We start from the raw sequence: 26944 nt of genomic DNA, 5'->3' as shown, positions 1-26944 counted from the left end.
TTCCCATCTCGCCTAACTATTTGTTTTACCTACTCCATTTGTGGGGATTCCTCAGCTAAATCAGATAATTGTGCCGACTTTCAAATCGAAAGCTTTTGCATCTGGTTGTTGTGAAACACTAACGTGAAGGGAAAACATAAATGAAAAATGGAATCATATTTTTTGTTGGTTTGTTGGTTTGTTGGTTTGTTGGTTTGTTGGAAGTCATGCGCAAGCCAATTCACATATAGAAAATCAAATTGTATTGCAGTGTTTAACTGATATTTGTGAACCGGAAAAAGAAATTAGCGAGTTTTTGTACCAAAAAAAGATATTCATTTTTGGTGATGTATGGATTGTAGTGCAACACAAAGGGCAAGAGATCTATCGGGAAAGCCTTAAAAAATTTATACATCAGTATTGGATTAAGAACGAAGGCAATGGAGCTGCCAGTGCTCGAAAAGTGAAATTCCCTTCAGGCGATTTAAGTGATGTTGTTTCACCAGCAGACGCGGCGTTAAACTGCCAATATGATATGGATTATAGTTGTCAAGATTGGTAAAGCAGCCCGTATTATGGGGACTATATTATTGAACTGGATTCATATATACGATCTGTCGAGATCAGATTTGTTGTGAGTCAGCAGTATATTGATGCTAATAATGCCGCAAAAAATAAAATGGTTGCTGCAGCATTAACTGTTCCAATTGGTCGATTAGGGAATTTTTTACTTAGATATGCTGAGATTTACGTCCCTAGCTTTGTTGCTGAAGCGATGATTTTTACAAGTTTAGGTACGTTGATCTCCCTACCTCCATCTTTGGAAGTTGGTGATATGTTGGTATTCCGGGATGGTGAGGTAACAGTCATTAAGCCCTAGGGCTCATCAACTAGTTATTATTACCCGTCAGATGGGAATAGCGGTTCTGGAGCTAGCAGTGGAGGTGGGGCACAAGACTACAATGGTTCCACCATAATTCATCTGGGCGGAGGTTTATGCAAAACTACAGGGATAGTGTGCACAGGTGGCGGTTGTAATTCTTGGGTTCAAATTCATCCCTGTGAAAATCAGCCCTAAAAATTAGGGCTCCTCGGCAATTAAGGTAGCTGCTACTTTTTTGCATCTACCTTTGCAATCAGCGCTACAGGCTAAGGACCATAAGATGCTCTTCACTATTTTTATTATTCTGCTCACCGTTAACAGCTTTTACCTGGTCTTTCGTAAGGAGCACTTTTATGAGGCATTTATTTATTGTTATGGCATCTTTGTGCTGGACCGCCTCCAGTCTGCCGCCTGGATCGAAATCCCATTTTCGCAGCTGGCTTTGGCCATGATCTTTTTTGCGTTTTACAGTTTTGGTAATGTCATTGTTTTTCGTTATCTGCACAAAGATAATTACCTGAATATTATCAGAAAAATGCGTTATTATCTGGCTCTGGCGGCATCTGTCTGTACCTTATCTTCCCTACTTCACTATTGGCAGGACGGTCTCTTGCCAGCCACCATACTCAACCTTACCGCCCTGTCGTACATCAATCTGATCCTGTTCGTACTTTTTTGCTTTTTAGTGCCACAAGTCACGGAGGTAAATTCCTCAGCGGACTAACTACAGAATTCTAACCCAACTCTTTTAATGCTTAGCTTTATCAGCTTTATCTGCGGCTTTTTCTGTAATTTTTAAGTCAGGTTTTTCATCAGAATTTTTTAATAACACTGGAATTAAAGCCGCTACATTAGCATGGGGAATTAACTTGACCTGACCCTGATGGTAAATCCATAAATAGCTGACAGTGCGGGTGATCATCTGCACTTCGTTTAATTGCCGGATTTCTTTGCCACCGGGCTCAATAGGATAAATCAGGCTAAGTTGATAGTGCTCTGTCTGATGATTTTTAATTGCCTGGGCGATTTTTGGAACCTGAACGGTACTGGCGAAATACAGATAAAACACAAAAGCAAAAGCTCCCCAAATCCAATTGGGTAAAAATGACGTCGAACGGTAAGATTTGTCTATCCACAAGGCGTATTTGAGATATTTTTTTCTGCACTTGCGCTCAAACCAAACCGTAAAAACCACAGAAACAATACCTATGATTAGATTCAATATGGTTTTAGGGTGGGCAATGGCGGCCAGCAAAAAGTCGGTCAGTTCCAGATAAGGTAAAACATGAAACTCAAACTCATCCAGCAGAGAAAGAGTAAAAATAAGCCCCATAACACTGGCGATTAAATAGCCACAGGTTAAAACTAAACTTGGATGTTTCAGAAAAAATCGACCGAGGTTTCTTAGTTCGGCATCAGTCTGCTGATCCATTTGCTGACCATAACTCGGGACTGCAACTTCAGCAGGCAAGTCAGCGGTGTCCTTCATCTGTTTTAACTCATCCATGACAAGCTCTTATTTACATTAGGATCACATGACTTTAAAGCAGCATTGAACACAGAGCAATGACAACATCGATGCGAACTGGCAGTCTGTGTCCTTTCCTGAGATGACTTAAAGCCGCTGCAAAAATTGTTTAGCGTAGCTTAGCGCTGTATCGGTATGGCTAAAATGTTGCGGCTTGTGTGAGTGCTGGTATTTCATTTCCAGTAACTGTTGCTGAATAGGATTTAAACCAATAAAACAGCGTAATACGCAGCCGTGTTGGTCTTCCCACGAACTAAAGTTCGTCATCATACTGATGGCATCAGGGGTCGCCAGCTCCCAGCCCTGCATATCCATCACTCTGACCCATTTTTTACCGGCAAATCCTTGTACCACAGCCTTTAAATCCTCTATCAGCTGTTCTGAGCCTTCTTTATTCCAGGCGCCCTGAATTTCACACAATAACACCTCCCCCTGCGGGGTGACGCTGAACTTACCGTGGGTAATAGAATCGGTCATTGGTACTGCTCCTGTTCACTAACTAGTTGAGTATAGACAGCTTTAGTCGTCACCCAAATCAGTCAGCGCATATCGCTCAATTTTTTTCAGTAAACCCTGACGGGAAATACCCAAAGCTCGGGAAGCCTGACTCTTATTGCCGTTATATTGGGCCATCGCCTGCTGAATTAAACGGATCTCCAAAGCTTTCACCTGCTCATCCAAACTACTTAAAGCAGAACCTGATACCAGATCGTTATCCGCCTCGATGCTTTGGTGCTCCAAATGCAGCAGTTGAATATCAGCAAGTCGGATCACACCTTGCTGAGCTATAGCAGCGACACTTTCCAGCGTGTTCTTTAATTCACGCACATTACCTGGCCAGTGCTTTTGCAAAAACCAGCTGATTGCAGCAGATTCCAGCTGCAATTTCTGACCATACTGCGCACTGAGCTGTTCCAGAAAAAATTGAATAAGTAACGGGATATCTTCACGCCGCTCATCCAAAGCCACGGTTTCGATAGTGACGCCTTTAATCCGGTAATACAGATCTTCGCGAAACTTACCTTGTTTGACTAAATCCGGCAGATTGGCGTTGGTGGCAGACACTAACCGCATATCAATTTTTTGCTGCTCGCGGCCACCAACCGGATAAAAAGTACCTTCCTGTAACACCCGAAGTAATTTCACCTGCATCGCCAACGGCATTTCACCTATTTCATCAAGAAACAAAGTGCCACCATCAGCCAGCTTTAATAAGCCCTGCCGGTCTTTATCTGCCCCGGTAAAAGCTCCTTTGACGTAACCAAACAGCTCACTTTCTAATAAATCAGCCGGAATGGCGCCACAATGCACTGAGACAAAAGCTTTTTCGGCGCGGGGGCTCAGCTCATGCAAAGCGCGCGAAATTACCTCTTTGCCCGTACCGGACGGTCCTGTCACCAAGACCCGCACTTCGGTCGGCGCTATACGCTGCACTAAGGTACGAACTGTTTCCATATGCCGCGAATGACCGGCCAACTTCGGCAAAAAGCTATGCTGCTGCAAACCTTGTTTTAACTGCCTGACTTCCTTTTCCAACTGATGTTTAGTGATAGCGCGTTTAACCACCACGGCCAGTAATTCCGGGTCTATCGGCTTGGCAATAAAGTCCCATGCGCCCTGTGCTATCGCCTGCAGCGCCAGCTCACGTTCGGCATGGCCCGTTAAAATAATCACAGGCCGGGTGGAGAACTCTGGCACAGCAGCCAGGGTATGAGCCGGGTCAAAAGCTGGCGGTAAGGCCAGGTCGAGCAAAATCAAATCCGCATCAAATTGCTGTAACTTAGTACGGGTTTCGTCCAGATTGGCGGCTCCAGCCACCTGATAACCCTGTTGCTGTAAAAAACGTTCGGCCAATAAACGAAAAGCGGGTTCATCATCAACAATCAAAATGCGCGCCGGGTTTGGCGTTGTTGCATTAAACATCTGGGATATCCTTCGGAAACAAAAGTTCAAAACTGACAGGCCAGCCCAAATCAGTGCGGAAACTGATCTGGCCCTGATGGGCATCCATAATACGTTTGACTATGGCAAGCCCCAAACCGCTGCCGCCACTGCGTTTACTGATGAAAGGCCGGAATAATTGTTCGGTGGTTAAACTGGGATCCAAAGCCGGGCCATTATTATGTACCCACACCCGGATGAAATCGCCTTTTATCGCGACTTCAACCCTCAAAGTGGCATCGGCCTGATTGCGTAAAAATGCATTGGCATTATCAAACAGATTTAAAAATACTTGCTGCACTCTGTGTTGATCGACTCGTAGCATCAGGCCTGAGGGGATGTTCAATTCCAGTTTGACCTGCTGCCAGTCAAACTGCTGCAACAGGCTTTGCAGCAAAGGCTCCAGCTCAATCTGGTTGTATTGCAACTGCAGACGACCCGAGTACACCAGCATATCGGAAATCAGCCGGTCTGCTCTTTTCAATTGCAGCTGAATATGACTTCTTAACTCCGCATCAACACCTGCAGATGCCATCGAAATAATATTCAGTGGATTACGTAACTCATGCGCCATCGAAGCCGCCAAAGCGCCCATTTCAACCAGGTGTTGTTGCGCCAGTTGCTGTTTTTCCGCTTCAGCCAATTGCAACGACTGCGCCAATAACTCACAACTACTGCCAAGCAAAGAACCAAACACCTGAGCCACTAAACGAATACCAGGCGTCATATCATCCCAGCCCAACAATTCCACCTGCCAACGTCCGCTTTGGGGGTAACAACGAATTTTTAACTGACTATCGATAACTGGCTCCCCTGAGGCGAGAGGCAATTCAACCTGTACTTTTTGCTTCAGTGCAGCAGACAGTAACTGCGCTGCTTTTTCGCTAAGCCCACTCCAGTTCTGGCACAAGCTCAATTGCTGGCGCCAGGTGTTGATCAACGTCTGGTCCAGAGTAGCTCCGGGATAAATTAAACGTTCCGCCAATCGGGCAACGGGTCGGTAGCAGGCTGCGGTAAGCAGCAGTACCAGACTGGAATACAACCATAACTGCCAGCCCGGCACACTGGCCAAAGCCCGCATCCCTAACTGTCCAAACACAGAGCTGACCAACGCCATCAACAGCAGCAATAACAAGGACATCACTAACCAGAGCAAAGCGCGGTTCGCCAGCGCATTCACCGCCAGCATCTGGTAACGCACTACGCCATACACCAGCAAAACCGGATAGCTTGGCAACAACAACATGGGATAAGGGAACCAGTCCAGACCAAAAGAAGGAAACACCACGGGGGTCGCCAGTAATAAACCCCAGCCCCCCGCTAAAAACATCGCAACAATAGAACGTTTTTTATTGCCCTGATGATAACGCCAGCCGAACCACAACACGGCATGAGCCAAAATACCAAGGATGACTGTGTACAGCAGATTTAAAAATCCATAGGAGTGAAAGACAAAAACCTGGCCCAAAGCTATGCTTTGCAGCACATCACCGGCATCCAGACTCCAGCTCAGCAGCACGACCAGAGCGGTCAGAAAATACAGCCAGCCAATATGACGTCGGGCCCAGCTTAACCAGGGGGCTTTTACCTTATCCTGCTCGACAAATCTCAAGGCAAAATGCAGGAAAAATGTTGGCATCAATGGATTGGCCAATAACAGATAACGTCCCAGCTGCGGCTGGTCATGGATCACAAACACATGGCCTAAACACCAGAGCGCCATCATGGCACCAAAGCCAGCCAAACCAGCCAGGCTTTGCTGATACCTCGAATGCCACCACAGCCAGCCTGACATCAATCCGGCGCACGCGCTGGTGACAAGCATCATCAGCTCAAAAGCTAAAATCAAATCCACTGCTTACCGTCAACTTTGTTGTCATCACTTTGGTTTTAAATCGTAAATCAAGTTGACACCCGCTGCAAATTTATAATTTTATTGATTTAGAATCATAAAGTTACAAATAATTAAAATTATGGCCTGATTCTGGCAATACAGGAATACGCAGCGCTGTTGCTGCCTAACTTGTCAACAAAGAGAACATTATGCCAGACCTGTCTATGCTCGCTGCCGAACTGCTGACCATGTTGCTGTTGTTGTCTGTGGCGCTTGCGCCATCTGCGCTAAGTCGGATAAAAACGTCTAAAAACTGAGGTAGTTATGGAACTTGATGTCAGTATCCTCTCACGTATCCAGTTTGCTTTTACTGTGAGCTTCCATATTATTTTCCCTTCTATCACCATAGGTTTGGCCACGCTGATAGCAATTTGGGAAGGCTTATGGCTGAAAACCGGTAACCCCCAGTATCTGCAACTGGCCAAGTTCTGGATCAAGCCTTTTGCCATTACCTTTGGTATGGGCGTCGTATCCGGCATAGTGCTGTCGTATGAGTTTGGTACCAACTTCTCCAAATTCTCTGAAATCGCAGGCGCAGTGCTTGGGCCTCTGATGGCTTATGAGGTGCTGACAGCCTTTTTCCTCGAGGCTGGTTTTTTAGGCGTGATGTTATTTGGCTGGCAACGTGTCAGTGCCAAAATGCACTTTTTCGCCACAGTCACTGTGGCTATAGGCACCTGGATTTCTGCCTTCTGGATCATCGCGGCTAACTCCTGGATGCAAACCCCTCAGGGCCATCAAATGGTCGATGGTAAATTTGAGGTCGTCAGTTGGTTTGATGTCATTTTTAATCCCTCTATGCCTTACCGTTTTACCCACATGCTGCTGGCGGCTTTTATCACAGCGACTTTTGTGGTGATGGCGACTCACGCCTGGTACTTACGCAAGGGCCAACATAAAGAATTTGGCCGCAAAGGTTTGTCGATGATGCTGTGGTTTGCTTTAGTGCTGACCCCACTGCAAGCCTGGGTAGGTGACTTACATGGTTTAAATGTGAAAGAGCATCAACCAGTGAAACTGGCTGCGATGGAAGGAATTTGGGCCGAAAAAGAAAGCAACGTGCCGCTGTTGCTGTTCGCAGTGCCTGATATGAAAGCTGAAGAAAACCATTATGAAGTGGCAATACCTGGCCTTGCCAGTCTGATTTTAACCCACGACTGGCAGGGTGAATTACAAGGCTTAAAATCGGTGCCAGCAGAGGACAGACCTAACGTGCCTATGGTGTTTTTCAGCTTCCGCATTATGGTCGGTATTGGCATGCTGATGATAGGCGTGGCAATGCTGGGAGCTTACCTGCGCTGGCGTGGCACTTTGTATCAGAGTAACTGGTTCCTTTGGCCAGTCAGTTTTATGGCGCCAACAGGTGTTATCGCGGTACTGGCGGGCTGGTACGTGGTAGAAATTGGCCGTCAGCCCTGGATTATTTATGGCCTGGTGCGCACCAGCGAGATTGTCAGCCCTCTGCCTGCAGAACGTGTGCTGTTCTCTTTGACTCTGTTTGTCCTGACCTACAGCCTGCTGTTTGGTGTTTATCTGTACTTCATGCGCAAGCTAATCAAAAAAGGTCCGGCTCCGATAGAGCAACTGGAACAACAGCGTATTGGGGTGAAAGCTTCAGGTTATGCCTTGTCATTTACCAAAACTTTAGCAACTGACGCTGATGCAACTTCAACCAAAGGAGCCAACTAATGGAACTGGAACTGAGTTTAGGCCTGTTTTATCTGCTGCTACTTGGCTTTGCTATCCTGATGTACGTATTGCTGGATGGCTTTGATCTGGGCATAGGTATTTTATACCCCTGGTTTAATACAGACGCAGAACACGACCATTTAATGCGGTCCATTGCGCACGTCTGGGACGGTAATGAAACCTGGCTGGTATTTGGTGGTGTCATTTTATTTGGCGCTTTTCCAGCCGCTTATGCCTCCATCGCCTCGACTTTTTATCTGCCGATTATGCTGATGTTGATAGGTTTGATTTTCCGCGGTGTGGCTTTTGAATATCGTTTTAAATCAGATACATCAAAAAGATACTGGAATATGGCCTTTGCTGTTGGTTCCAGTCTGGCAGCTTTTTGCCAGGGCCTGATGCTGGGAACCCTGGTACAAGGCGTTCCGGCAGATTTTATCAATCAGTCCAGTTTCAATTGGTTGAGTCCTTTTAGTCTGTTTTGTGGTTTAGCGGTAATGGCGGGCTATGCACTGCTCGCCTGTTGTTATCTGGTGATGAAAAGTCGCGGTGAACTGCAACAAAAAGCGGCGCGTTATGGCCAACGCTTATTACTGATTGTGATGTTATCTATGCTGCTGGTCAGCTTATGGACAGTCTGGATTGAGCCGGAAATTCGGGCTCGTTGGTTTGGCGGCTGGCACGCTTTATGGTTAATTCCACTGCCTCTGTTGTCGGTGCTTGCCGCCCGTTTATTATTCCGCGATTTAGGCCGGGTCAACCGTAGCCATAAAGCGGAAACTGCAGTGCATGAACGTCATGAAGAGCGGCCTTTCTGGCTGGCCTCTGGCTTATTCCTGCTAGCTTTTATCGGTTTACTGGTCAGCGTATTCCCTTACCTGCTGCCACGCCAACTGACCTATATGGAAGCCGCAGCGCCAGATAGCAGTTTGATCTTTATGTTGCCTGGCATCTTCATTTTTGTGCCACTGATTTGTGCCTATACACTCTGGGGCTACAAAATTTTCGCCGGTAAAGTGGAAGATTATCAGGAGGGCTACTGATGAAATTCGTTGGCAAAAAGTTGTCTCAAACCCAATGGTTTGTCGTTTTATACCTGGCTGGTTTTTTAACTTTAACTTTGATTGCCTGGCTACTAAAACAAGGGATGAAGTTTTTATAACCGATTAGAAATCAAGCTTTTCTGCTTAAAAAATAACAGGTTTTTATTGATCTGACGCAAATAAAGCGTCAATCCGCAGACCTGTTATTTTCATTTTTTTCATTTTTTTATTTGCATTTTAAAAAACACTGCTGCTATAGTCAGGAAAAGGCCAAGTTGTTTTGGTTCTGACCGGACGCGAAAGATGAAGTATTTAAGTTTTATCGCAGTGTTGTTTTACCTGAGTTTGCTGTTTCCGACAGCAGGCTATTCTGCGTCCAGCAGTTGGGTAGATTTACAACAGCCGAATAAGAACTTTAGCTTTGCTCTGGTTGCAGCGGTCACACACTCCACTGTAGATTCAACAGAAACCTCAGGTGATGATGAGAAGGGCCCTGTTTACTGGAATAGTTTTGAATTCCCGTTAGCATCAGCAAGCTCTTATCAGCAGGCTCGAAATCAATTTAACAAGGCGCAAAAACGTTGTTACGCAGCACGCGCCCCACCAGTACTCCTCTCCTAAATCATTGAAATTGTCAGAGTTTCCGGCTTTTTAGTCACTATCTGACACATCCATTGTATTGATTTCAGTTTCGCTGCCTCTGAGCGGACTGACGAGAGGTTTCTATGAAAAAGTTAAATTTATTCAACGTTGATGTAATAGACCATTTAGTTCAGCCAGCCGAATTTGCTGAAGCCAATTTAAACTCAGCAGCGCTGGACTTTGTGTCTGATTTTAAAACCAACAGCCCTATGATGATTGATTCGAATACCTGTGCAGTCGAAGCAGAGGACATGATGAATCATGAACATACCAAACTAAAACTGGTGATAGACGCCAATCAGGAATTGATTGGTCTAATCAGCTACGAACAGTTGTCTATCCAGAATGTATTGCAACGTTTAGGCAAAGGTGTGAATCGCACTGACTTGACAGTGGCTGACTTAATGCGCCCGCGCTCTGAAATCAAAGCCTTAGCTTATGAGCAAATCAAACACTGCACCATAGGCGATGTGCTGAACACATTGCAACACAATGGTGAGCAGCATTGTTTGGTGATAGATACCGAATCACACCATATCCGCGGCGTCATATCCGCAAGCGATATTGCCAACCGTCTGCATATTCCGGTTCATATTGAAAAAGCTCCGACTTTTTTGAATATTTTTGACCGTATGTATGCCTGATAGCCCCTTGTCGGGAAGGTAATACAACCCGACAGTATGCTTTTCTTCCTGGTTTTCCCCGTTTCGTAGTCATTCCCGCGGAACGGGGTTTTTGAAAGCCGCCACAGAGCACGGGTACCTCCAAAGACCTCCCCTCTGCCTGGTTTCCTGGTTTATGGCGGCGTTTTCCTCAACTAAATATAATCAAATAGAATCAGTTATTTAGCTGCAACTTAGTCCCAAAAAAAACTCCTCAAGTCGATTTCATTAAAGCTTTTCCGACCGCGGCAGATACATAAAGCATCAGCTTTCACTGCTTTTGATAAGGAGATACAAATGAACGAAGCCAGCCGCTTACAAAGAATACGTGAACTTGGAGTACGTCTTCAGGAACTACGTTTGCTGCCTTCACATTCAGTAAACTCTTATGCCGGAGCAGCAATTAATTTTTTGTTCCAGAACTATCAAATTGAAAAACCAGCAGGTGCACCTTTGGATGTGACCTTGCGCGCTTTAGCTACAGGTCTGGCATTAAGACATAATATGCAAACCCGTCCGGATCCGGACAAAGTGATCGACTTTTTCTGTCGGCATTATCAGGTGCATTAAGCATATAGTCTTGTGATCAAAGCTGCTGAAAAGCAGCTTTTTCGTTTTAAAACGGATACTACTTCGACAACTTAATCAGCTCTATAGCACCACGTTTTTGCATCGTAACATAAAGCAAAGTCGGGTCTTTTTGCGAGAAAGTAACGTTGGTCGGAAACTCACCTTTTAGCTGGTATTCCTTTAGCAACTTGCCATCCGGACTGACTTTGGCAACCACACCTTTGCCATAACGGGCTATATATAAATTGCCTTTGGTATCAGTACGCATGCCGTCCAAACCAAAATCCGGGAACTGGATCAGCAGTCTTTTATTGCTGGCCTGCAGCTTTTTATCCAGGTCATACACCCAGACTCTGCGCTGCGCGCTTTCATTCACATACAATCGGCGTTGATCCGGGCTGATTTCCACGCCATTTGTTGTTCCCATGTCTGTTTCGACCAGACTGGAGCTACCATCGGTTTCAATACGCCATAACTGACCTTTGCGGTTTTTCCAATCCGGATCACTGGCAAAAATAACGCCATTAGCCGCTATGGTTAAGTCGTTGGGCTGAAACATTAAAGGTTGATGGGCATGCAGTTGCAGCTGTTTACCGTCGTAACGCCAGATAGTATGGCCAGTATAATCGGCTATATACATCAGGCCTTTTTGGTCAAAACGGATACCGTTGCCAATACTGCCTTTGGGCAGGGTCAGGGCTAAACTCACCTCACCTTGGGGGCTCACTTTGCCAATAGTGCCTTCGACACCATAATTCACCGCATACAAATAACCGTTTTTGTCTGTGGCAGGACCTTCTATGGTGGCGTGAAAAACGCCGTCAGGCACAAAATCTGTGCTGTCGATTGATGTTTCAGCCTGCACAACTAAAGCGCCACAAGATAACAATAAAATCAGTAACTTATATTTCATCTGTTCTATCCTTTGTCTCTTAAGCTGGCTTTATGCCTTGAGCAAACCGCAATAGCTGGTCAGGGTCGTAACGGCCCTTGAGTTGCTGTAACTTTTCATAGTGCTTGCCATAATAAGCTTCAGGCCAGTGTTTAATCAAAGCATCGGTGTAGTTTAAATAGGCCCCACCAGTACTGTAAGGTTGCATCACAGTGCGCATATGATTGACCCAAAGCGCAGCCCCCTGCATTAACTTTTCATCAGCCCCAACAGGGCGGCTCACCAGATACTGAGCACTAAAAAGCGCATCTCTGTGCGCAAAAGCTGTGTGATCCGCAGGCACAGAGCTAATAGCACCGCCCATCAGAGTCAATAAAATACCACCGGATAAACCTTGTTGCTGACGCTGCTGCACCTGCCCCAATAAAGCTTCTAATCCGGCTCTGCTGATCGCTTGATTAAAAAAATCTGAGCTGCCCGCCATAGCCACACGTTTCAGTTTGGCCTGCTCTGATTGGTGCGGCAGTTTGCATTGTGGCATCTCCAAACCAGCACAGTCGGTCAGCATATATTCGCGGTAATTATGCAGCACCACATCCTGCTCTACAGGTTGCACAGGCAAACGCCGTAACCAGTTCACCCATTGCTGCTGCAACAACTTAATCTGGCCTAAACTGGTAACCCGTATTTGTAATTGTGGTTCATGACCTGGCATAGCCCGCCACCACAAAGCCGCCTGAGACCATAAAGCTTCGGGTAACTGACGGCTCCAGTGTTGCCATAAATTCAATACAGGCAATGCGTCTTTTAACGCAAAATAAGCATGACAACTTAAGATATCAGTCGTAGCGAAGGTCTGAAACTTCATGCGGGTGACTATGCCAAACTGGCCACCACCACCTCCTCTTAAGCCCCAGAATAAATCAGCGTTTTGCTGCTCGTTACAACGCAGCACCTCACCGTCCACTGTCACAACTTCGGCCTCCAGCAAGGCATCACAGGTTAAACCATACAAACGGTCGGCAATGCCAAAACCACCGCCCTGAGTTAAACCGGCAATACCTACGCCAACACAGCTACCACCAGGGATAGAGCGGCCTTTTTTACTCAACTGATCATAAATATCACCGAGCTTTGCCCCAGCCCCTATCCAGGCTGTGTCGTCTTCCGGCTCCAGCTGAATATCCGCCATTAAAGCTAAATCCAGCAAAATGCCTTTGGTACTGGAATAACCAGCATAGTTATGCCCACCACTGCGGCCTGTAATCGGCAATTGAAACCTACGGGCAAAAGCTAAAATCTGCTGCACATCAGAAGTGTTAGCACAACGGGCTATCACAGCAGGAATAATGGCGTCAAAGCGTGAGTTGGCCGCTTTATAAAAACGACTAAAACCTGCATCTGCAGGAAATAATAACTGACCGGAAAAGTTCGCTTTTAGCTGCTGCCAGTCAGAGGCTTCAGGCAAAGAGGTGGCCGGGCTAAACTGGCAGCCGGCGACAGTGGCTAAAGCTATAGTGCTACTTAAAGCTAAAAAATGACGTCTGTCCAAAAGCAAGTCTTTTCAAAATGAGAACCGCAGGCAAATTAGCATAAATTGTCTGAATTCGGCTCGATTTTTATGACACTGTCCATGTCCTACTCTGTGCAAACCAAACCAATTTCCTCTTGCCGCCTGAAAAAAAGCTGTTTATGCTGGCCACACTTAGCTTGTCGGAGTGCTGCACAAACCTGGTTTGTCAGCTGAGACCGCCCTTGGGCGGAATCCGTGGAACCTGAACAGGATAATACCTGCGGAGGGAAACAAGAGCGCACACAGTGGCGGTGATCCGTCTGCCTGTTGGCGCACTCATTCGGCTCATCTGTTGATGGCTGTCCACGCTTTTCCCAAGCTCTGTTGAAAATTAACTATTTAATTATTTCATCGGAGTTTATATGTCAGAAAATCAAAACCGTCGCGCTACCCGCGCTGCTGCCGAACAATTTATTCAGCAGTTTCAGGGCCAGCCTTATCCCGCCAGCCGCAAGGTCTATATCGAAGGCGAATTGCCAGGTGTGAAAGTGGGTATGCGTGAAATTGAACTGCAGCCCAGTTTAATTGGTGGCACTAAAGACAATCCATTATTTCAACCCAATACACCAGTTCGGGTCTATGACACCTCAGGCCCTTATTCCTGCCCAGATGCTCAAATCAATATCCGCAAAGGTTTACCAGCCCTTCGCACCGACTGGATCAAACAGCGTGGTGATACCGAGCTGGTGACTGACTTTGGTTCTGTTTACAGCAAAGAGCAGTGGTTGGATGAAAGCCTGCAAAGCTTAAGATTCGAAGCTTTAACAGAAAGACGCAAAGCCAAAGCTGGTGTAGCAGTCACTCAACTGGCGTATGCCCGTCGTGGCATTATTACGCCGGAAATGGAATACGTGGCGATACGGGAAAACTTAAGTCGCGCCAATCTGGCTGAAGCCACTGAAGCCCGAACACAATATAGAACTCAGCATCCGGGCCAGAGTTTTGGGGCTAACTTACCCAAACAAATTACCGCTGAATTTGTCCGGCAGGAAATAGCGGCAGGTCGCGCCATTTTACCTGCCAATATCAATCACCCTGAAATTGAACCTATGATTATTGGCCGTAACTTTCTGGTGAAGGTGAACGCCAATATCGGCAATTCAGCCGTCAGTTCGTCCATCGAAGAAGAAGTGGAAAAGCTATTGTGGGCCACGCGCTGGGGCGCAGACACAGTGATGGATTTATCCACTGGCCGTTATATTCACCAAACCCGCGAATGGATTATCCGCAACAGCCCAGTGCCTATTGGTACTGTGCCTTTGTATCAGGCACTGGAAAAAGTCGGGGGCATAGCCGAAGACTTAAGCTGGGAATTATTCCGCGACACCTTAATTGAGCAGGCCGAACAAGGGGTGGATTATTTTACTATTCACGCCGGAGTGCGCTTAGCTTATGTGCCTATGACGGCCAAACGCCTGACCGGCATAGTATCGCGTGGCGGTTCTATTATGGCCAAATGGTGCCTGGCGCATCACAAAGAAAACTTTTTATATCAACACTTTGACGATATCTGCGACATTATGCGCGCTTACGATATCAGCTTTAGTCTGGGGGATGGCCTGCGTCCTGGCTCTATAGCCGATGCTAATGACGAGGCACAATTTGCCGAGCTGAAAACCTTAGGTGAACTGACTCACCGCGCCTGGGCTAAAGAGGTGCAGGTGATGGTGGAAGGCCCCGGCCATGTGCCTATGCAACTTATTCGTGAAAATATGCAGCTGCAGCTGGAATACTGTGCAGAAGCACCTTTTTATACCTTAGGCCCCCTGACCACAGATATAGCGCCGGGTTACGATCATCTGACGTCCGCCATAGGTGCTGCTCAAATTGGCTGGTATGGCTGCGCTATGCTGTGTTATGTCACACCCAAGGAGCATTTGGGTTTACCTGATAAAAACGATGTCAAAGAAGGTTTGATTGCTTACAAAATAGCCGCCCACGCTGCCGATTTAGCCAAAGGCCATCCTGGTGCACAAATTCGCGATGATGCGTTATCCAAGGCCCGTTTTGAGTTCCGCTGGCAGGATCAGTTTAATTTAAGTTTAGACCCTGAACGCGCCCGCTCTTATCACGACCAAACCCTGCCACAGGAATCCGGCAAAGTAGCGCACTTTTGTTCTATGTGTGGCCCTAAGTTTTGTTCGATGAAAATCAGTCAGGATGTGCGCGATTATGCAGCCAGCATTGAAGTAAAGCAGTTGGATGCAGCACAACAGCACGCAGAAATGCAGAGAAAGGCGCAGCAGTTCCGTCAGTCGGGTGCAGAGCTGTACCACGGCTCTGATCTAAAGCTGGAGGAACCACAGCTATGAATCAGTCGCTGCTTATTCTGGGCGGCGGTTTGATGGGGCGTTTATGCGCTTTGGCCTTGTCCGAACCCGGACTCTGGCCAAAGCCAGCCCATATACGCCTGCTGGAAAAGGGGAGTTTTAACCCTGACCAAAAGCTGTATCAAGCCAGCGCTGCTGTTGCCGCTGCCGCTATGTTATCGCCTTTGGCTGAGTCTGTGCTTTTAGAGCAAGATTTAGTGGAGATGGGCTATCGCAGTATGCAGCTGTGGCAACAGTTGCAACAGCAACTGCCGGATTTTGGCCTGCAACACCAAGGGGCTTTGCTGCTGGCACACCCACAGCAACAGCATTTGTTAGTACATTTAGTTGGTCAAATTAAAGCCCAGCCAGACTATCAACCCAAATGGCTGACAAAAACCGAACTGACAGAACTTGAGCCTTCGTTAGCCGGGCGTTTTCAGTATGGTTGTTATTTGCCAGGCGAAGGTCAGCTGGATAATCAGGCTTTTTTAAAGCATTCCTTGCAATTGTTACAGCAAAGAGGCGTGTCGCTGGAACCTCATTCTATTGCCGAATTTAAAGGTGACGAGCTGTGGTGTAATGGCAAGTTGCAACAAGCCGATCTGGTGATTGATTGCCGTGGTTTAGGGGCTCAAACAGAGTTGTCCCAACTTAGGCCAGTGCGTGGTGAAGTACTGCGGGTCAAAGCTCCAGCAGTGCAATTAAGCCGCCCTGTGCGCTTGTTTCACCCCCGTTACGCACTTTATATTGCACCTAAAGACGACGGCATTTTTGTGGTGGGCGCTACAGAGCTGGAATCATCCGATCAATCCGGCCCTTCAGTGCGTTCGACGCTGGAACTGCTTTCGGCTTTGTATTCAGTAGACCCAGCTTTTGCTGATGCGGAAATTTTAAGCGTACAGGCTTCGGCCCGCCCCGCCTTGCCAGATAACAGACCAGCCATTTCAAACCAGCCAGGTCTTATTCGGGTCAATGGCTTATACCGTCACGGTTATTTACTCGGTCCGGCTTTGGCTGAACAGGTCGCTCAACTGGCTTTGCTGCAACTTACTGATACGAAGGAGCTTTGTTATGACTGATATGATGAACGTCGAACTCATCATCTGGCTAAATGGCAAAACCGAAATCTTAAACTCCTGCCAGTTAAGCGATCTGTTACCGCGCTTTAAAGCCCCTTTTGCTGTGGCCTTAAATGGCCGTTTTATTGCTGCAAGCCAGTATTCAGACACAGAGCTTAAAGCCGGTGACGAGCTGGATATTGTCAGCCCTATAGCCGGAGGTTAAGCATGCAAACCGAATTTAACATTTACGGCAAAACCCTAGGCAGCAGGCTGATTTTAGGCAGCGCCTTGTATCCAAACCCAGCCTTGATGCAGCAGGCATTACAGCAAAGTGGCTGCGAAGCCGTGACATTAAGCCTGCGTCGGCAAACGCCTGAACAGCAAGGCGGCGAGCAATTCTGGCAACTGATCCGCGATTTAAACTTAAAGCTGTTGCCCAACACCGCAGGTTGCCATTCAGTGCAACAAGCCGTGACTTTGGCGCAAATGTCACGGGAGCTATTCCAGACCAACTGGGTAAAACTGGAGCTGATAGGCGATGACTACAACCTGCAGCCCGACCCGGTTTTATTGCTGCAAGCAGCCGAACACCTGCTGGCGGATGGTTTTGAAGTATTGCCTTATTGCACTGACGATTTAGTGCTGTGCAAAAGGTTGTATGAACTGGGCTGCAAAGTGTTGATGCCCTGGGCTGCGCCTATTGGTTCGGGCTTAGGTGTGCTCAACCCTTATGCGCTGCGGACTTTAAGAGAGCGTTTGCCGGATGCGACTTTAATAGTGGATGCAGGTTTAGGTGTACCCAGTCACGCTTGTCAGGTGATGGAAATGGGTTTTGATGGCGTGTTACTGAATTCTGCCGTGGCTTTGGCCAAAGATCCTGTAGTGATGGCTAAGGCTTTTTCTCAGGCTGTATCCGCAGGCCGCGCTGCATTTTTAGCAGGCGCTATGCCAAAACAAGACTTTGCCAGCCCTTCGACACCTGTGCTTGGTATGCCGTTTTGGTTGCAGGAGGCGCCATGACTTATTCAGCAAATCAAGCAACAACTCTCTGGAGTATCGCGGGGTCAGACAATAGCGCAGGCGCTGGTATTCAGGCCGACTTAAAAACTATTCAAAGTTTTTCTACGCCAGAACAGCCTTTGCATCTATGTACTTTAATCACCGCCATTACCGCCCAGCATAGCACCGGAGTCGATGCCTGCATGGCAGTCTCTGTTGATTTACTGCACCAACAAGCTTTGGCTTTACTCAAAGATGCGAAGCCGGCAGTGATTAAAATTGGTTTGCTGGTGAATAAGCTACAGGTGCTGTGGCTGACTGATCTTTTACAACAGCTCAGAAAAAACGAACCTGACTTACTGGTGATTTACGACCCTGTCGCCATTAGCAGTTCTGGCTCAACAATGGCAGAAGCCGATTTATATCAGGCGGTGATGCAGCATTTATTGCCACAGATTGACGTGCTGACGCCTAACCTGCCGGAGTTGGACGCTTTAGCTCAAAACTCCGATATGAAACAGGCTGTTGAGCTGCTGTTCAAAGCTGGCGTAAAAACAGTACTGGTGAAAGGTGGTCATCAACAGGCAACAGCTTGCACCGATCAGCTTTTTATTAGTGCAGATTTTCGTTACCGCGGTTATCCGGCTTATACCAATAAAGTCAGGCTGCGCAGCCCACGCCAACAACATCATTTGAACCACGGCACAGGCTGTAGTTTTAGTAGTGCTTTGGCAGCAGCTTTGGCTTTAGGTTATGCACTGGAAGATGCTTTTGTAGTGGCTAAAACTTATATCAATCAGGGCTTAAGCCAGCCAGTTGCTGTCACTGAAAATCACGGTACTTTAGGCCATTGGGGGGTTCCACGTAATCCAAATTATTTACCAGAGCTGCTGACTGAACATCTGCAGCCACAGGCCCCGGCCTTTGCGCCTTTAAAAGCTGCTTTAGGTTTGTATGTGATAGTGCCTTCAGTCACAGAGTTACAAAGAGCCTTAGCAGCCGGAGTAAAAACCCTGCAACTACGGATAAAAAGCACAGATCAGCAGCTACGCCAACAGATCCAACAGGCTATCCAGCTTTGTCAGCACCCTGATATTCAGCTGTTTATTAACGATCACTGGCAGCTGGCACTGGAGTTGGGTGCTTATGGTGTGCATTTAGGTCAGGAAGATATCAACAGCGCCAACTTAGCAGCTTTGCAACAAGCGGGACTGCGGTTGGGTGTATCCAGCCATGGTTTTTATAAGCTGCTACGAGCACAACAACTTCAGCCCAGTTATCTGGCGATAGGTGCCATTTTTGCCACCCAAACCAAAGAGATGGGCGGCAAGTTACAGGGGCTACAGAAGCTTGCTCGTTACCCAACCTTATTCCCCACTATCCCACTGGTCGCTATTGGTGGCATCAATGAAAGCAATGCCAAAGCTGTGTTGGCGACGGGCATCAGGCACCTAGCTGTGGTACAGGCTTTTGCGAATGCCACAGCTCCCAAACTATGGGTGCAACAGATGCAACAGTTAATCAGCGAGGCCCAACTGGAGCAAAAGCCATGCTCAGTGATTTAGAATTTATCCGTTATAGCCGCCAGTTGATGTTGCCGGATTTTGGCGAAGCAGCTCAGCTGAAACTAAAACATACCAAGGTGTTGCTCATTGGCTGTGGTGGTTTAGGCCATGCCGCCAGCCAGTATCTGGTATCTTCGGGAATAGGCCAACTGACGTTGGTTGACGGCGATAAAGTGGAGTTATCCAATCTGCAGCGGCAACTATTATTCCGCGACAGTGACAGAGGTGTTAATAAAGCCAAAATAGCGGCGCGTCAGCTCAAACAGCTCAATCCCTATGTACAGCTAAGCGCTGTAGAACAGCATTTTAGCGTCGACAATGCTGCAACTTTATTGGCAAATACTGACTGGGTATTAGACTGCACCGATAATTTCCAAAGCCGAAAGCTTATCAATAAACTCTGTCAGCAGCATCAAATCAGCCTGATTAGCGCTGCCGCTATAGCCCAACAAGGTCAGCTAATGCTTTGGCCTTTTGCACATACTCCAAGCCCATGTTACCAATGTTTATTTCCGGATTTAACCGATCAATCCGGTAATTGCAGCAGCTTAGGCGTATTAGCTCCTTTGCCTGGCATCATAGGCGCTATGCAAGCTATGTTACTGATCCAACAAATTATTCAACCGGACCACCAGGCAAAATTCTGGCAATTTGAGGGGGTGGGGTTCAGGTTCGTTGCTTATGATATGCCAGTTCAAGGTTGCCGCTGTCTGGTTGAAAAAACAACCTGAAATAGGTTTTTTGGCAGATTAAAACCACAGCATTAAGGCTGTGGCTTTGACAAACCTCTTTACCAAGCAATTATTTAACCTGGTAACGAGCACCTGGTTTTGTATGGCCGAACCGTTGTGATAATGCTTTACGGGTGGCCTCAAACGCATCCCATTCAGCGCCATCCTGTAATGGCGGAATGGTGATCACTTCACCTGCATCCAGGCCAGCCAGAGCTGCATCCACCATATCCGCTGTGTTCATCACAATTTCAGCAGGCAAATGCTCATGCGGCAGGCCTGCCACACCCCAGAAATCTGTCGCTGTTGCACCTGGCAATACCGCCTGAATTCGAATGCCCTGCGAAGCAAGTTCATGCTGCAGTGACTGCGTCAGCGCCAGTACATAAGCTTTGGTTGCGCCATACACTCCATTCAGAATTTCCGGCCCCACAGCCACTATAGAAGCGATATTAATTAAAGTACCGCTGCCTTGTTTGACGAAAGCAGGTACTGCGGCGTAGGTCAGGCGGGTTAGGGCTGTGACATTGATATCAATCATACTGACCATGTCTTTGATGTCGCTTTGCAGTAAAGGCGCTACAGCACCAAAACCTGCGTTATTCACCAGCACATCAATACCACCTTTAGCCAACACTGCTTCTACTGCAGCAGATTCTGTCGGGTTCGCTAAATCAGCCTGGATCAGTTGCACAGTGCGACCAGTTTCGCTGCGTATTGACGATGCCACAGCCTCCAGACGTTCTTTGTTGCGGGCCACCAGGACGAGGTCATAACCACGACGGGCTAAGCGATCCGCATATACAGCACCTATGCCAGATGAAGCGCCAGTAATCAAAGCAGTTTTAGTGTTCATGTTATTTTCCTTGAGTAGGTGTTGAAGACAGGTTCATTGTGGCAGAACAGAAAATAAGATAAATGACACAAAAAGCGCATTTAAGGACACAACCCACCATTGAGGGAAAGTAAGAGAAATAAACTTAAAACAGCTGGACAAAGCCTTACCAAGTACAAATAATGCGCAACATAAATTTATACTTTATCAATCATTACCCACCTTTAAGGACATTGGATGAATAAGCGTATCGGGCTCATTGTTTATGATGATTTTCAGATCCTGGACTTGGCCGCACTGACCGTTTTTGAATTCGCCAATAGCATGCAGCAAAAAATCCAGTACCAGTTTGCGTCTTTGTCCCTGGACGGTGGCCCAGTCAGAAGTTCGACCGGGGTGGTGATCGAGACTCAAGCCATAGGCTTTGGTAGCTATGACACTCTGATCATTGCAGGCGCTTTACTGATCCCAAAAGCAATGCCGGCTTTAGAAGCAAAGTTAAAAGAAGCGGCTTCTGACACAAAACGTATTGCCAGTATTTGTAGTGGCGCTTTTGTGTTGGCGAACTCAGGTTTATTGGATGGCAAAAGAGCCACCACCCACTGGGCCTGGGGCCGGGATTTGCAGCAGCAACATCCTGCAGTTTTGGTGGATGAAGATAAAATTTATGTCAAAGATGGTCAGGTCTGGACATCAGCCGGAGCCACCGCCTGTATCGACTTAGCTCTGGCTTTAGTAGAGGCCGACTTAGGTGCTGAAGTCACAAAAAGCATAGCACGCCTGATGGTAGTGCATCATAGAAGGACCGGTGGGCAGTCGCAGTTTTCAGCAATGGCAGAGCTAGAACCCAGTTCAGACAGAGTCAGAGATGCTCTTAGATTTGCCAAAGAGAACCTGCAAAAAGATTTAACAGTAGAAGATTTAGCAGCGCATGTGCATTGGAGCCCACGCCACTTCAGCAGAGTTTTTCATAGCCAAACCGGCATAGCACCGGCCAAAGCTATAGAAAAACTAAGGCTGGAAGCGGCCCAATCTTTAATAGAACAAGGTCATTCCTCCATCAGCCGTATTGCAACTCTGACAGGTTTTGGCGACGAAGAACGGATGCGCCGCGCTTTTTTACGCACCTACGGCCAATCCCCCAAAGCCTTTGTGCATTTAGCAAGATTACAGCAGGATAATGTGTATTTATCCTGAGCTTATCATCACATCAATGATGAAACTGATCGGGGCCAACAATCAATAAAGGGTAGCGTTGCTATGCTCTGATCACACCCTTTTAAAGCCGATCCTAAATCCACCCCAATGCCGCCCTTTCACCATGATAGGCACCGACAAATCATGCAGAATTTCACCTGTGTCACGTTTATAGGTTTGCAGCAGCATAGGCTGGGTATTGCTGCCACAGCGGCTACCAGTGCGGTCGCTAAAGACACGTTTAGTACGGTTTTGCAGTAAATCTTTTTCGTAGTTGCCTGTTAACGCCTGACTGTATTTCTTGTTATGCGTCGGGAAATAGCCCTTGCGATCGACACCGCCAGCGTACAACACATTGCTGTGACGCTCCAAAATAGGTTCCTGAATTAAAGGGAAAAACTGGTCGGTAAAGCTATCGTAAGCGGTATGAAATTTTTGCGGATTGGTGTTGGCTATAGCCTGATATTGTTCGGCAAATAATTGTTGCTCTGTCAGCTTGCCATCACTCAGCGCTTTTTCAAATAAAGCAGCTATTGCAGCGGCTGCTTGCTGCGCTTCTTTCAGTACAGGGTTAAAGAAACTTTGCTCGGTAACAGTGCTGAGTTCACGGTAAATACTTTCAGTTTCTACCGATAATTCAATGGCTTGGTCGGCCACTGTGCTGCCCTTATGTTCTATCGCGGATAAGGCTTTATTAATACTCTGAATCGACTGGCCTAGTTGCTGGCTGGTGTTTTCTAATCCAGTACTAACCTGCTCTATTTGCTCCAAAGCTGCGGATACTTGCCCTACTTCAGTATTGATGCCATTAAAACCTGCGGCCACAGATTGTAATTCCTGCTGCACGTCACCACTTAACTGCACCAGCTGCGTCATGACGCCCGCTGTTTGTTCACTTTGACTGCGAATATCAGCCAGCATTTTTGCAATGTCTTTGGTCGCTTCTGAGGTTTTGCCCGCTAAAGCCCGCACTTCATCTGCGACTACAGCAAAACCACGGCCTTGTTCACCAGCCCGCGCCGCTTCAATAGCGGCGTTTAACGCCAATAAGTTAGTTTGATTAGCAACACCAGTGATCACTTCAGTAATACGCTGGATATCGTCGGCACTGCCTTTGAGTTGCTCCAGCCTTGCGGCTGCATCACTGACTGCGTTAGCTAACTGGTTGATGTTATCAACACTTTTTTGCAAACGCTGATCAGCTGCACTGCAGGCGTTAGCGGTATGAGTGATGCTATGGCTGATTTGCTGCAGATTATCTGTGAGTTGACCACTGGTATCAGTTAAGCCTGTCGCCGCGTTGCCAATCTGGCTGCAGTCGTCACCGCTGTGTTTGATATCTTTAATTAAACCATCGATATAAAAAGAAACTTCTGCTGCCCCTATCGCCATTTTTGAAGTGGCTTCGGTAATGTGATGAGCGCTATCGGCCAGCGCGTTGGATCCATCTTTAGCCTGAATTTCTGGTTGTTTCTGGTTATTCCAATATAGAAAACCGACCACAGCGCATAAGTTTAACGCCACCAACAGCCAGCTATTAAAATCCAGCCACAGGTACAAGACCTGGGCCACCAGCCAGAGCACAACAAACACCACTGCAGCACGAACATTTTCCATAACGACTTCCCATTCGACAAAGGCAACATGGCAGAAGAAAAACTATAGAATTCACAACTCTACAGCATTTTGGTTTTGGCAGTGTTTCTGTTATGCAAGCAACTGTCAAACCATCCACAGGGGAATGCGACTAAAGTCTAAGTCACTTTGGTTTACACCTGTAGTCCTTGAAGCCAGAGCTTTGTTGTCAGCCTCCTCTCAGACCAGCGACATAGATTGACTATGCGCCATACCGACTTGTCGCGCTGCATCTTCAGGTCACTTGGGTATATATGTCGCTATTGCCGGACAGGAAAACCGCAATCCGTCCAGGCTTGTATACCGCCAGCTATGGAGTATAGGTCACGAAAGCCCATACGTTGCAGCGACTCCACTGCCAAAGCGGAACGAGCGCCAGAGCGGCAAATTAAATACAAAGGCTGAGTGGCTAATTCGGTCAAAGCCACGACCGCATCTTTATGCTCAGCAACAGCTGGATGCTGTGGCAACTGCATTTCCAACACGCCCCTGGGCATATTCACTGCAGTTGGAATATGACCTGTGGCAAATTCGGCAGGTTCACGCACATCAATAATTCGCACCTGACTGGTTTGTAATAAAGCAGCAAGTTGCTGTACTGTCAGTTCCTGAATTTTAGCTTTGGCTTCAGCCACCAGTTGGGCTCCGGTTTTCATAAAAGCAATCCTGTGTAGTGAGTTGGTTTTACTATATACCGAAAGAAGCCGCAGGTGGAATCAGGTAGCAACACAACGATTTGAAATGAATCGACCAGAATTTCTTAGACACTTTGTAGCCTGAGGACTAAAGAGTATATGTGTGCAGGCACCGGCCAAGATTGCTCACCCTTCCGGTTTGCCCTGACTGGCTCTACCGGTTTGGTCTGCTCACCCTGGTGGTGATTTTGCTCACTTTAGATAGCAAAAAGGACACCGGGTTATGGGTGTCCTTTTTGTTTCTAATTACATCGGATATTACCTATCCCATAAAAATTTCTGCTTTCTTATTATCTAAAAATAACAACCAGTTATATCAATACAAATCCATAATCTCCACAGAAGCCAGAATACAGATAATAGAAACAGATGCATATATGATATGGGATACCCATAATACTGTTTTTTTATTTACCCCCACAAAGCCAGACTTTTTCATTAGAAACACATCAGAAACAATTTTTCTCGAAAAAAAAGTTAGCCCACAACTTAAGATAATCATAAATATTGGCATGTAACTCACTGTCCCCATAAATTCTTTACTCAAAAATATTGAAATGGGAAGCGTAAGCACCCCAAAAAAAACTCCGATTTGAGACATTGCCATATGATCGGAATACCTCCCCCATTTATCACCGGCAAGGAGGACCGTACCTATAACATACATCTTGAATAACTCACCTGGAAGTTTAAATAGACTAGTCATACTCTCTTCTCGTACCAATAAAGTTCATCATTTCTACTTTAAATTTGTTTGATTGTTCAGATAAACCTTGAGGAGCGTTAACGATATCACGCTTTAAAGATATTGCTCCAGGAACACCTTTAGGAGCTGGATAATAAATATCCACAGCACCATAGCTTGCAGCCATAACAAAACCGGGTAATGACGAACTACCAACCCTTAACATTGTGAGATCTACAGCAATCTTCCCAACAAGTTCGTTACTTGTTATTAAGCTTTTTTCATAAGAAACATAAGCCGCCAGTGCTGAAATACCAAATCCACCATAACCTGCAACCTGAGACAAAACCCTTCCAGCTGAAGACAAATCTAGGGATATAGAACTAGCATTTGGTGCAAACGAAAACTTATAGTCTCCCATGGTATGCCCCATTGCCTGCAAAGCAAGAAATGCACCTTTTCCATGCGCCAAGTTCAAGCCTTTGGATGACTCCAGCACACCACCAGCCAATGAGGCAGCATAACTAATATCACCGCCATTTATTGAATCATGCCAACCGACAAATTGCTCAGCCAGCCCCCATGTTCCTGAGTCACTGTTGCCTCCAACCCCATAAGCATCTTCAAAATAATCAGATACCGTTCCTGAAGCTAGCGCATTCTCAAAAGCCTGATTTGACTGATTATTGATATCTACAGTCTGAGAATTCTGCTTAGCTACACTGCCTTGCGGGGCTGCGCCATTACCCGACGAACCACCATAACCTCCGCCTTGGAATGAGCCGCTAAACGTTACATTACCACCCACCCCAGTAATGTTGTCGCCGATAATATCTGATTCTTTAATATCCCGGTCTATCCGACTGCCAGTTACACTGGCGTACCCTGTTGGATCCGTCCCAGCCAGCGGATTATTCATAATGTATGAGTAAGGGTTCAAACTCTGGCTATGACCAGGTGACTAAATAATAGGGTCCACCGATAAGAACCGGCCAAGATTGTAATCATCCCCCTGCCCGTTCATAGGAATGGCGAGGCAGTACGATGAGTACCTCAATAAAGAGTTAAGCTGTTAAAGAACAATTGTTTTCTGAATACTGCATCCCACATTAGCCAAGCCCATTTGTTTAGGTCAATGCGGTTTCTGCTGATATTTTACGTTACCTATTTATTGTCGAACTGCACAGGTATTTTTGTCTGAAGATTGCCGTTATGGTCTGAAAGCGATGCTGTTATTGGCAGTTAAGCTGTATCCGCAATGCCTCAATATGAGCTTGAAAGTCGTCTGGCCGTGATTTTTTAAACTTTTCCAGATTTATCAACTTCCATTTCACTGACGGGTATTGTGAAAAGTCATATATTGACCAGTCCGGTTCCAGCCGATTCACACTCAGCAGAAACTCACGATCTTTGTCGTCCAAACTTTCGTTCACAACCTGAATAAGATCGTTTCTTGTCGCTTCAAAAGCTTCATATGTAAATGGGTGCTCAGACATACCTTTGAACTGATTCTCAAAGGCGACACGTTGGTCAATATGGTTAGGGTTGAGCATTTCATGTGTTGGCCTATTGCTACAGATCAGTGCATAGATAACACCTTCTTTAATCTCACCGGTGTATCCCGGCCCTTGCAGCAGTAGGTGAACATCAAACAAATCTCTAGGGTGCTGTCTGTCCAACGCTGCACAGATTTTTCCACCATAAAGCTGGGACAGGGGCACAACCTGTATATCGCAGAACACATCAAAAGACTCCTGTGCTGCATCACACAAAGGCTGCACGGGGGCTGTGTCGCCAATTACGCCCCGGCCAATCATATTCACTTCAATCTTGACCAGCACATCGCCTTCTTCCACCATGAGTTTGCAGACATCAGCTCCTGAGGGATCCCCACGAATTTAAGCATGTAAATCATCTCCATAGGAAGCTGTGA

27 protein-coding genes and 1 riboswitch are annotated in these 26944 nt (G+C 46.7%); of the genes, 15 read left to right on the top strand and 12 right to left on the bottom strand.

The window, feature by feature from the left end:
- Nucleotides 1–178: 178 nt before the first annotated feature.
- The 3 genes from WH43_RS13145 to WH43_RS13135 all read left to right on the top strand — a co-directional run bounded on the left by WH43_RS13145 (nt 179) and on the right by WH43_RS13135 (nt 1586).
- Entirely contained in the window at nt 179–541 is a 363-nt protein-coding gene (locus tag WH43_RS13145) for a hypothetical protein (RefSeq protein WP_053425062.1), read from the top strand.
- Nucleotides 542–613: 72 nt separating this feature from the next.
- Nucleotides 614–859, top strand: coding sequence for a hypothetical protein (locus tag WH43_RS13140; RefSeq protein WP_053425061.1), 246 nt, complete (start codon nt 614–616; stop codon nt 857–859).
- A 283-nt stretch (nt 860–1142) separates the two neighbouring features.
- Nucleotides 1143–1586 (top strand): hypothetical protein, encoded by a 444-nt coding sequence (locus tag WH43_RS13135; protein ID WP_053425060.1) that lies wholly within the window; start codon nt 1143–1145, stop codon nt 1584–1586.
- A gap of 24 nt (nt 1587–1610) precedes the next feature.
- Here the strand turns inward: WH43_RS13135 and WH43_RS13130 are convergent, their stop codons facing one another.
- The 4 genes from WH43_RS13130 to WH43_RS13115 all read right to left on the bottom strand — a co-directional run bounded on the left by WH43_RS13130 (nt 1611) and on the right by WH43_RS13115 (nt 6186).
- Entirely contained in the window at nt 1611–2369 is a 759-nt protein-coding gene (locus WH43_RS13130) for a hypothetical protein (protein WP_053425059.1), read from the bottom strand.
- Between the two features lie 108 nt (nt 2370–2477).
- Nucleotides 2478–2867 (bottom strand): hypothetical protein, encoded by a 390-nt coding sequence (locus WH43_RS13125; RefSeq protein WP_053425058.1) that lies wholly within the window; start codon nt 2865–2867, stop codon nt 2478–2480.
- A 42-nt stretch (nt 2868–2909) separates the two neighbouring features.
- On the bottom strand, nt 2910–4313 hold the full coding sequence (locus WH43_RS13120) for a sigma-54-dependent transcriptional regulator (RefSeq protein WP_053425057.1): 1404 nt from the start codon (nt 4311–4313) through the stop codon (nt 2910–2912).
- On the bottom strand, nt 4306–6186 hold the full coding sequence (locus WH43_RS13115) for a sensor histidine kinase (RefSeq protein ID WP_286049733.1): 1881 nt from the start codon (nt 6184–6186) through the stop codon (nt 4306–4308). Before WH43_RS13115 ends, WH43_RS13120 begins: the two co-directional genes overlap by 8 nt.
- Nucleotides 6187–6489: 303 nt before the next feature.
- On the opposite strand from WH43_RS13115, the gene WH43_RS13110 reads away from it, so the two are divergent.
- The 5 genes from WH43_RS13110 to WH43_RS13090 all read left to right on the top strand — a co-directional run bounded on the left by WH43_RS13110 (nt 6490) and on the right by WH43_RS13090 (nt 10831).
- The gene (locus WH43_RS13110) at nt 6490–7914 is read left to right on the top strand and encodes a cytochrome ubiquinol oxidase subunit I (RefSeq protein WP_053425056.1); all 1425 of its coding nucleotides are present in this window, start codon (nt 6490–6492) and stop codon (nt 7912–7914) included.
- Nucleotides 7914–8957 carry a cytochrome d ubiquinol oxidase subunit II gene (gene cydB, locus WH43_RS13105; protein WP_286049732.1) on the top strand — a complete coding sequence of 348 codons (1044 nt, stop codon included), beginning with the start codon at nt 7914–7916 and terminating at the stop codon, nt 8955–8957. Before WH43_RS13110 ends, cydB begins: the two co-directional genes overlap by 1 nt.
- Nucleotides 8958–9260: 303 nt before the next feature.
- On the top strand, nt 9261–9578 hold the full coding sequence (locus tag WH43_RS13100) for a hypothetical protein (RefSeq protein ID WP_053425055.1): 318 nt from the start codon (nt 9261–9263) through the stop codon (nt 9576–9578).
- A 104-nt stretch (nt 9579–9682) separates the two neighbouring features.
- Nucleotides 9683–10243, top strand: coding sequence for a CBS domain-containing protein (locus WH43_RS13095; protein WP_053425054.1), 561 nt, complete (start codon nt 9683–9685; stop codon nt 10241–10243).
- 315 nt (nt 10244–10558) lie between these two features.
- Nucleotides 10559–10831 (top strand): hypothetical protein, encoded by a 273-nt coding sequence (locus tag WH43_RS13090; RefSeq protein WP_053425053.1) that lies wholly within the window; start codon nt 10559–10561, stop codon nt 10829–10831.
- 58 nt (nt 10832–10889) lie between these two features.
- Here the strand turns inward: WH43_RS13090 and WH43_RS13085 are convergent, their stop codons facing one another.
- Together WH43_RS13085 and WH43_RS13080 are read right to left on the bottom strand one after the other, a co-directional pair.
- Nucleotides 10890–11744, bottom strand: coding sequence for an SMP-30/gluconolactonase/LRE family protein (locus WH43_RS13085; RefSeq protein WP_053425052.1), 855 nt, complete (start codon nt 11742–11744; stop codon nt 10890–10892).
- 19 nt (nt 11745–11763) lie between these two features.
- Complete coding sequence (locus tag WH43_RS13080) at nt 11764–13275, bottom strand: FAD-binding oxidoreductase (protein WP_053425051.1); 1512 nt, start codon at nt 13273–13275, stop codon at nt 11764–11766.
- Between the two features lie 152 nt (nt 13276–13427).
- A riboswitch (TPP riboswitch) is annotated at nt 13428–13543 on the top strand.
- 115 nt (nt 13544–13658) lie between these two features.
- Here WH43_RS13080 and thiC point away from each other — a divergent pair.
- Genes thiC through WH43_RS13050 form a run of 6 tightly spaced genes read left to right on the top strand, consistent with a single transcriptional unit; the run spans nt 13659 to nt 19964 of the window.
- Complete coding sequence (thiC, locus tag WH43_RS13075; RefSeq protein ID WP_053425050.1) at nt 13659–15608, top strand: phosphomethylpyrimidine synthase ThiC; 1950 nt, start codon at nt 13659–13661, stop codon at nt 15606–15608.
- A complete protein-coding gene (locus WH43_RS13070) occupies nt 15605–16687 on the top strand; it encodes an FAD-dependent oxidoreductase (RefSeq protein ID WP_053425049.1) in 1083 nt (360 codons plus the stop codon). The genes thiC and WH43_RS13070 overlap by 4 nt, the downstream gene beginning before the upstream one ends.
- The gene (gene thiS / locus WH43_RS20055) at nt 16680–16892 is read left to right on the top strand and encodes a sulfur carrier protein ThiS (RefSeq protein WP_053425048.1); all 213 of its coding nucleotides are present in this window, start codon (nt 16680–16682) and stop codon (nt 16890–16892) included. Before WH43_RS13070 ends, thiS begins: the two co-directional genes overlap by 8 nt.
- Before the next feature lie 2 nt (nt 16893–16894).
- On the top strand, nt 16895–17689 hold the full coding sequence (locus WH43_RS13060; RefSeq protein WP_053425047.1) for a thiazole synthase: 795 nt from the start codon (nt 16895–16897) through the stop codon (nt 17687–17689).
- Complete coding sequence (gene thiE / locus WH43_RS13055) at nt 17686–19233, top strand: thiamine phosphate synthase (RefSeq protein WP_053425046.1); 1548 nt, start codon at nt 17686–17688, stop codon at nt 19231–19233. The genes WH43_RS13060 and thiE overlap by 4 nt, the downstream gene beginning before the upstream one ends.
- Nucleotides 19218–19964 carry a HesA/MoeB/ThiF family protein gene (locus WH43_RS13050; RefSeq protein ID WP_053425045.1) on the top strand — a complete coding sequence of 249 codons (747 nt, stop codon included), beginning with the start codon at nt 19218–19220 and terminating at the stop codon, nt 19962–19964. The genes thiE and WH43_RS13050 overlap by 16 nt, the downstream gene beginning before the upstream one ends.
- A gap of 70 nt (nt 19965–20034) precedes the next feature.
- Here the strand turns inward: WH43_RS13050 and WH43_RS13045 are convergent, their stop codons facing one another.
- Nucleotides 20035–20820, bottom strand: coding sequence for an SDR family NAD(P)-dependent oxidoreductase (locus WH43_RS13045; RefSeq protein WP_053425044.1), 786 nt, complete (start codon nt 20818–20820; stop codon nt 20035–20037).
- 216 nt (nt 20821–21036) lie between these two features.
- On the opposite strand from WH43_RS13045, the gene WH43_RS13040 reads away from it, so the two are divergent.
- Nucleotides 21037–21996 carry a GlxA family transcriptional regulator gene (locus WH43_RS13040; RefSeq protein ID WP_053425043.1) on the top strand — a complete coding sequence of 320 codons (960 nt, stop codon included), beginning with the start codon at nt 21037–21039 and terminating at the stop codon, nt 21994–21996.
- Between the two features lie 72 nt (nt 21997–22068).
- On the opposite strand, the gene WH43_RS13035 is transcribed toward WH43_RS13040, so the two are convergent.
- From WH43_RS13035 to WH43_RS13015, 5 genes are all read right to left on the bottom strand, one after another.
- Nucleotides 22069–23613, bottom strand: coding sequence for a methyl-accepting chemotaxis protein (locus WH43_RS13035; RefSeq protein ID WP_053425042.1), 1545 nt, complete (start codon nt 23611–23613; stop codon nt 22069–22071).
- Nucleotides 23614–23891: 278 nt separating this feature from the next.
- Nucleotides 23892–24287 (bottom strand): rhodanese-like domain-containing protein, encoded by a 396-nt coding sequence (locus WH43_RS13030; RefSeq protein ID WP_053425041.1) that lies wholly within the window; start codon nt 24285–24287, stop codon nt 23892–23894.
- Nucleotides 24288–24642: 355 nt separating this feature from the next.
- The gene (locus WH43_RS13025) at nt 24643–25032 is read right to left on the bottom strand and encodes a hypothetical protein (RefSeq protein ID WP_053425040.1); all 390 of its coding nucleotides are present in this window, start codon (nt 25030–25032) and stop codon (nt 24643–24645) included.
- A complete protein-coding gene (locus WH43_RS20705) occupies nt 25025–25930 on the bottom strand; it encodes a hypothetical protein (protein WP_053425039.1) in 906 nt (301 codons plus the stop codon). Before WH43_RS20705 ends, WH43_RS13025 begins: the two co-directional genes overlap by 8 nt.
- A 313-nt stretch (nt 25931–26243) precedes the next feature.
- A complete protein-coding gene (locus tag WH43_RS13015) occupies nt 26244–26870 on the bottom strand; it encodes a nucleotidyl transferase AbiEii/AbiGii toxin family protein (protein WP_053425038.1) in 627 nt (208 codons plus the stop codon).
- Nucleotides 26871–26944 lie beyond the last annotated feature (74 nt).

The sequence above is a fragment of the Rheinheimera sp. KL1 genome (assembly GCF_001275035.1).
Taxonomy (GTDB): Bacteria; Pseudomonadota; Gammaproteobacteria; order Enterobacterales; family Alteromonadaceae; genus Pararheinheimera; species Pararheinheimera tangshanensis.
The sequence above is the reverse complement of the archived record's forward strand: the minus strand, read 5'-3'. Positions and strand labels throughout refer to the sequence as shown.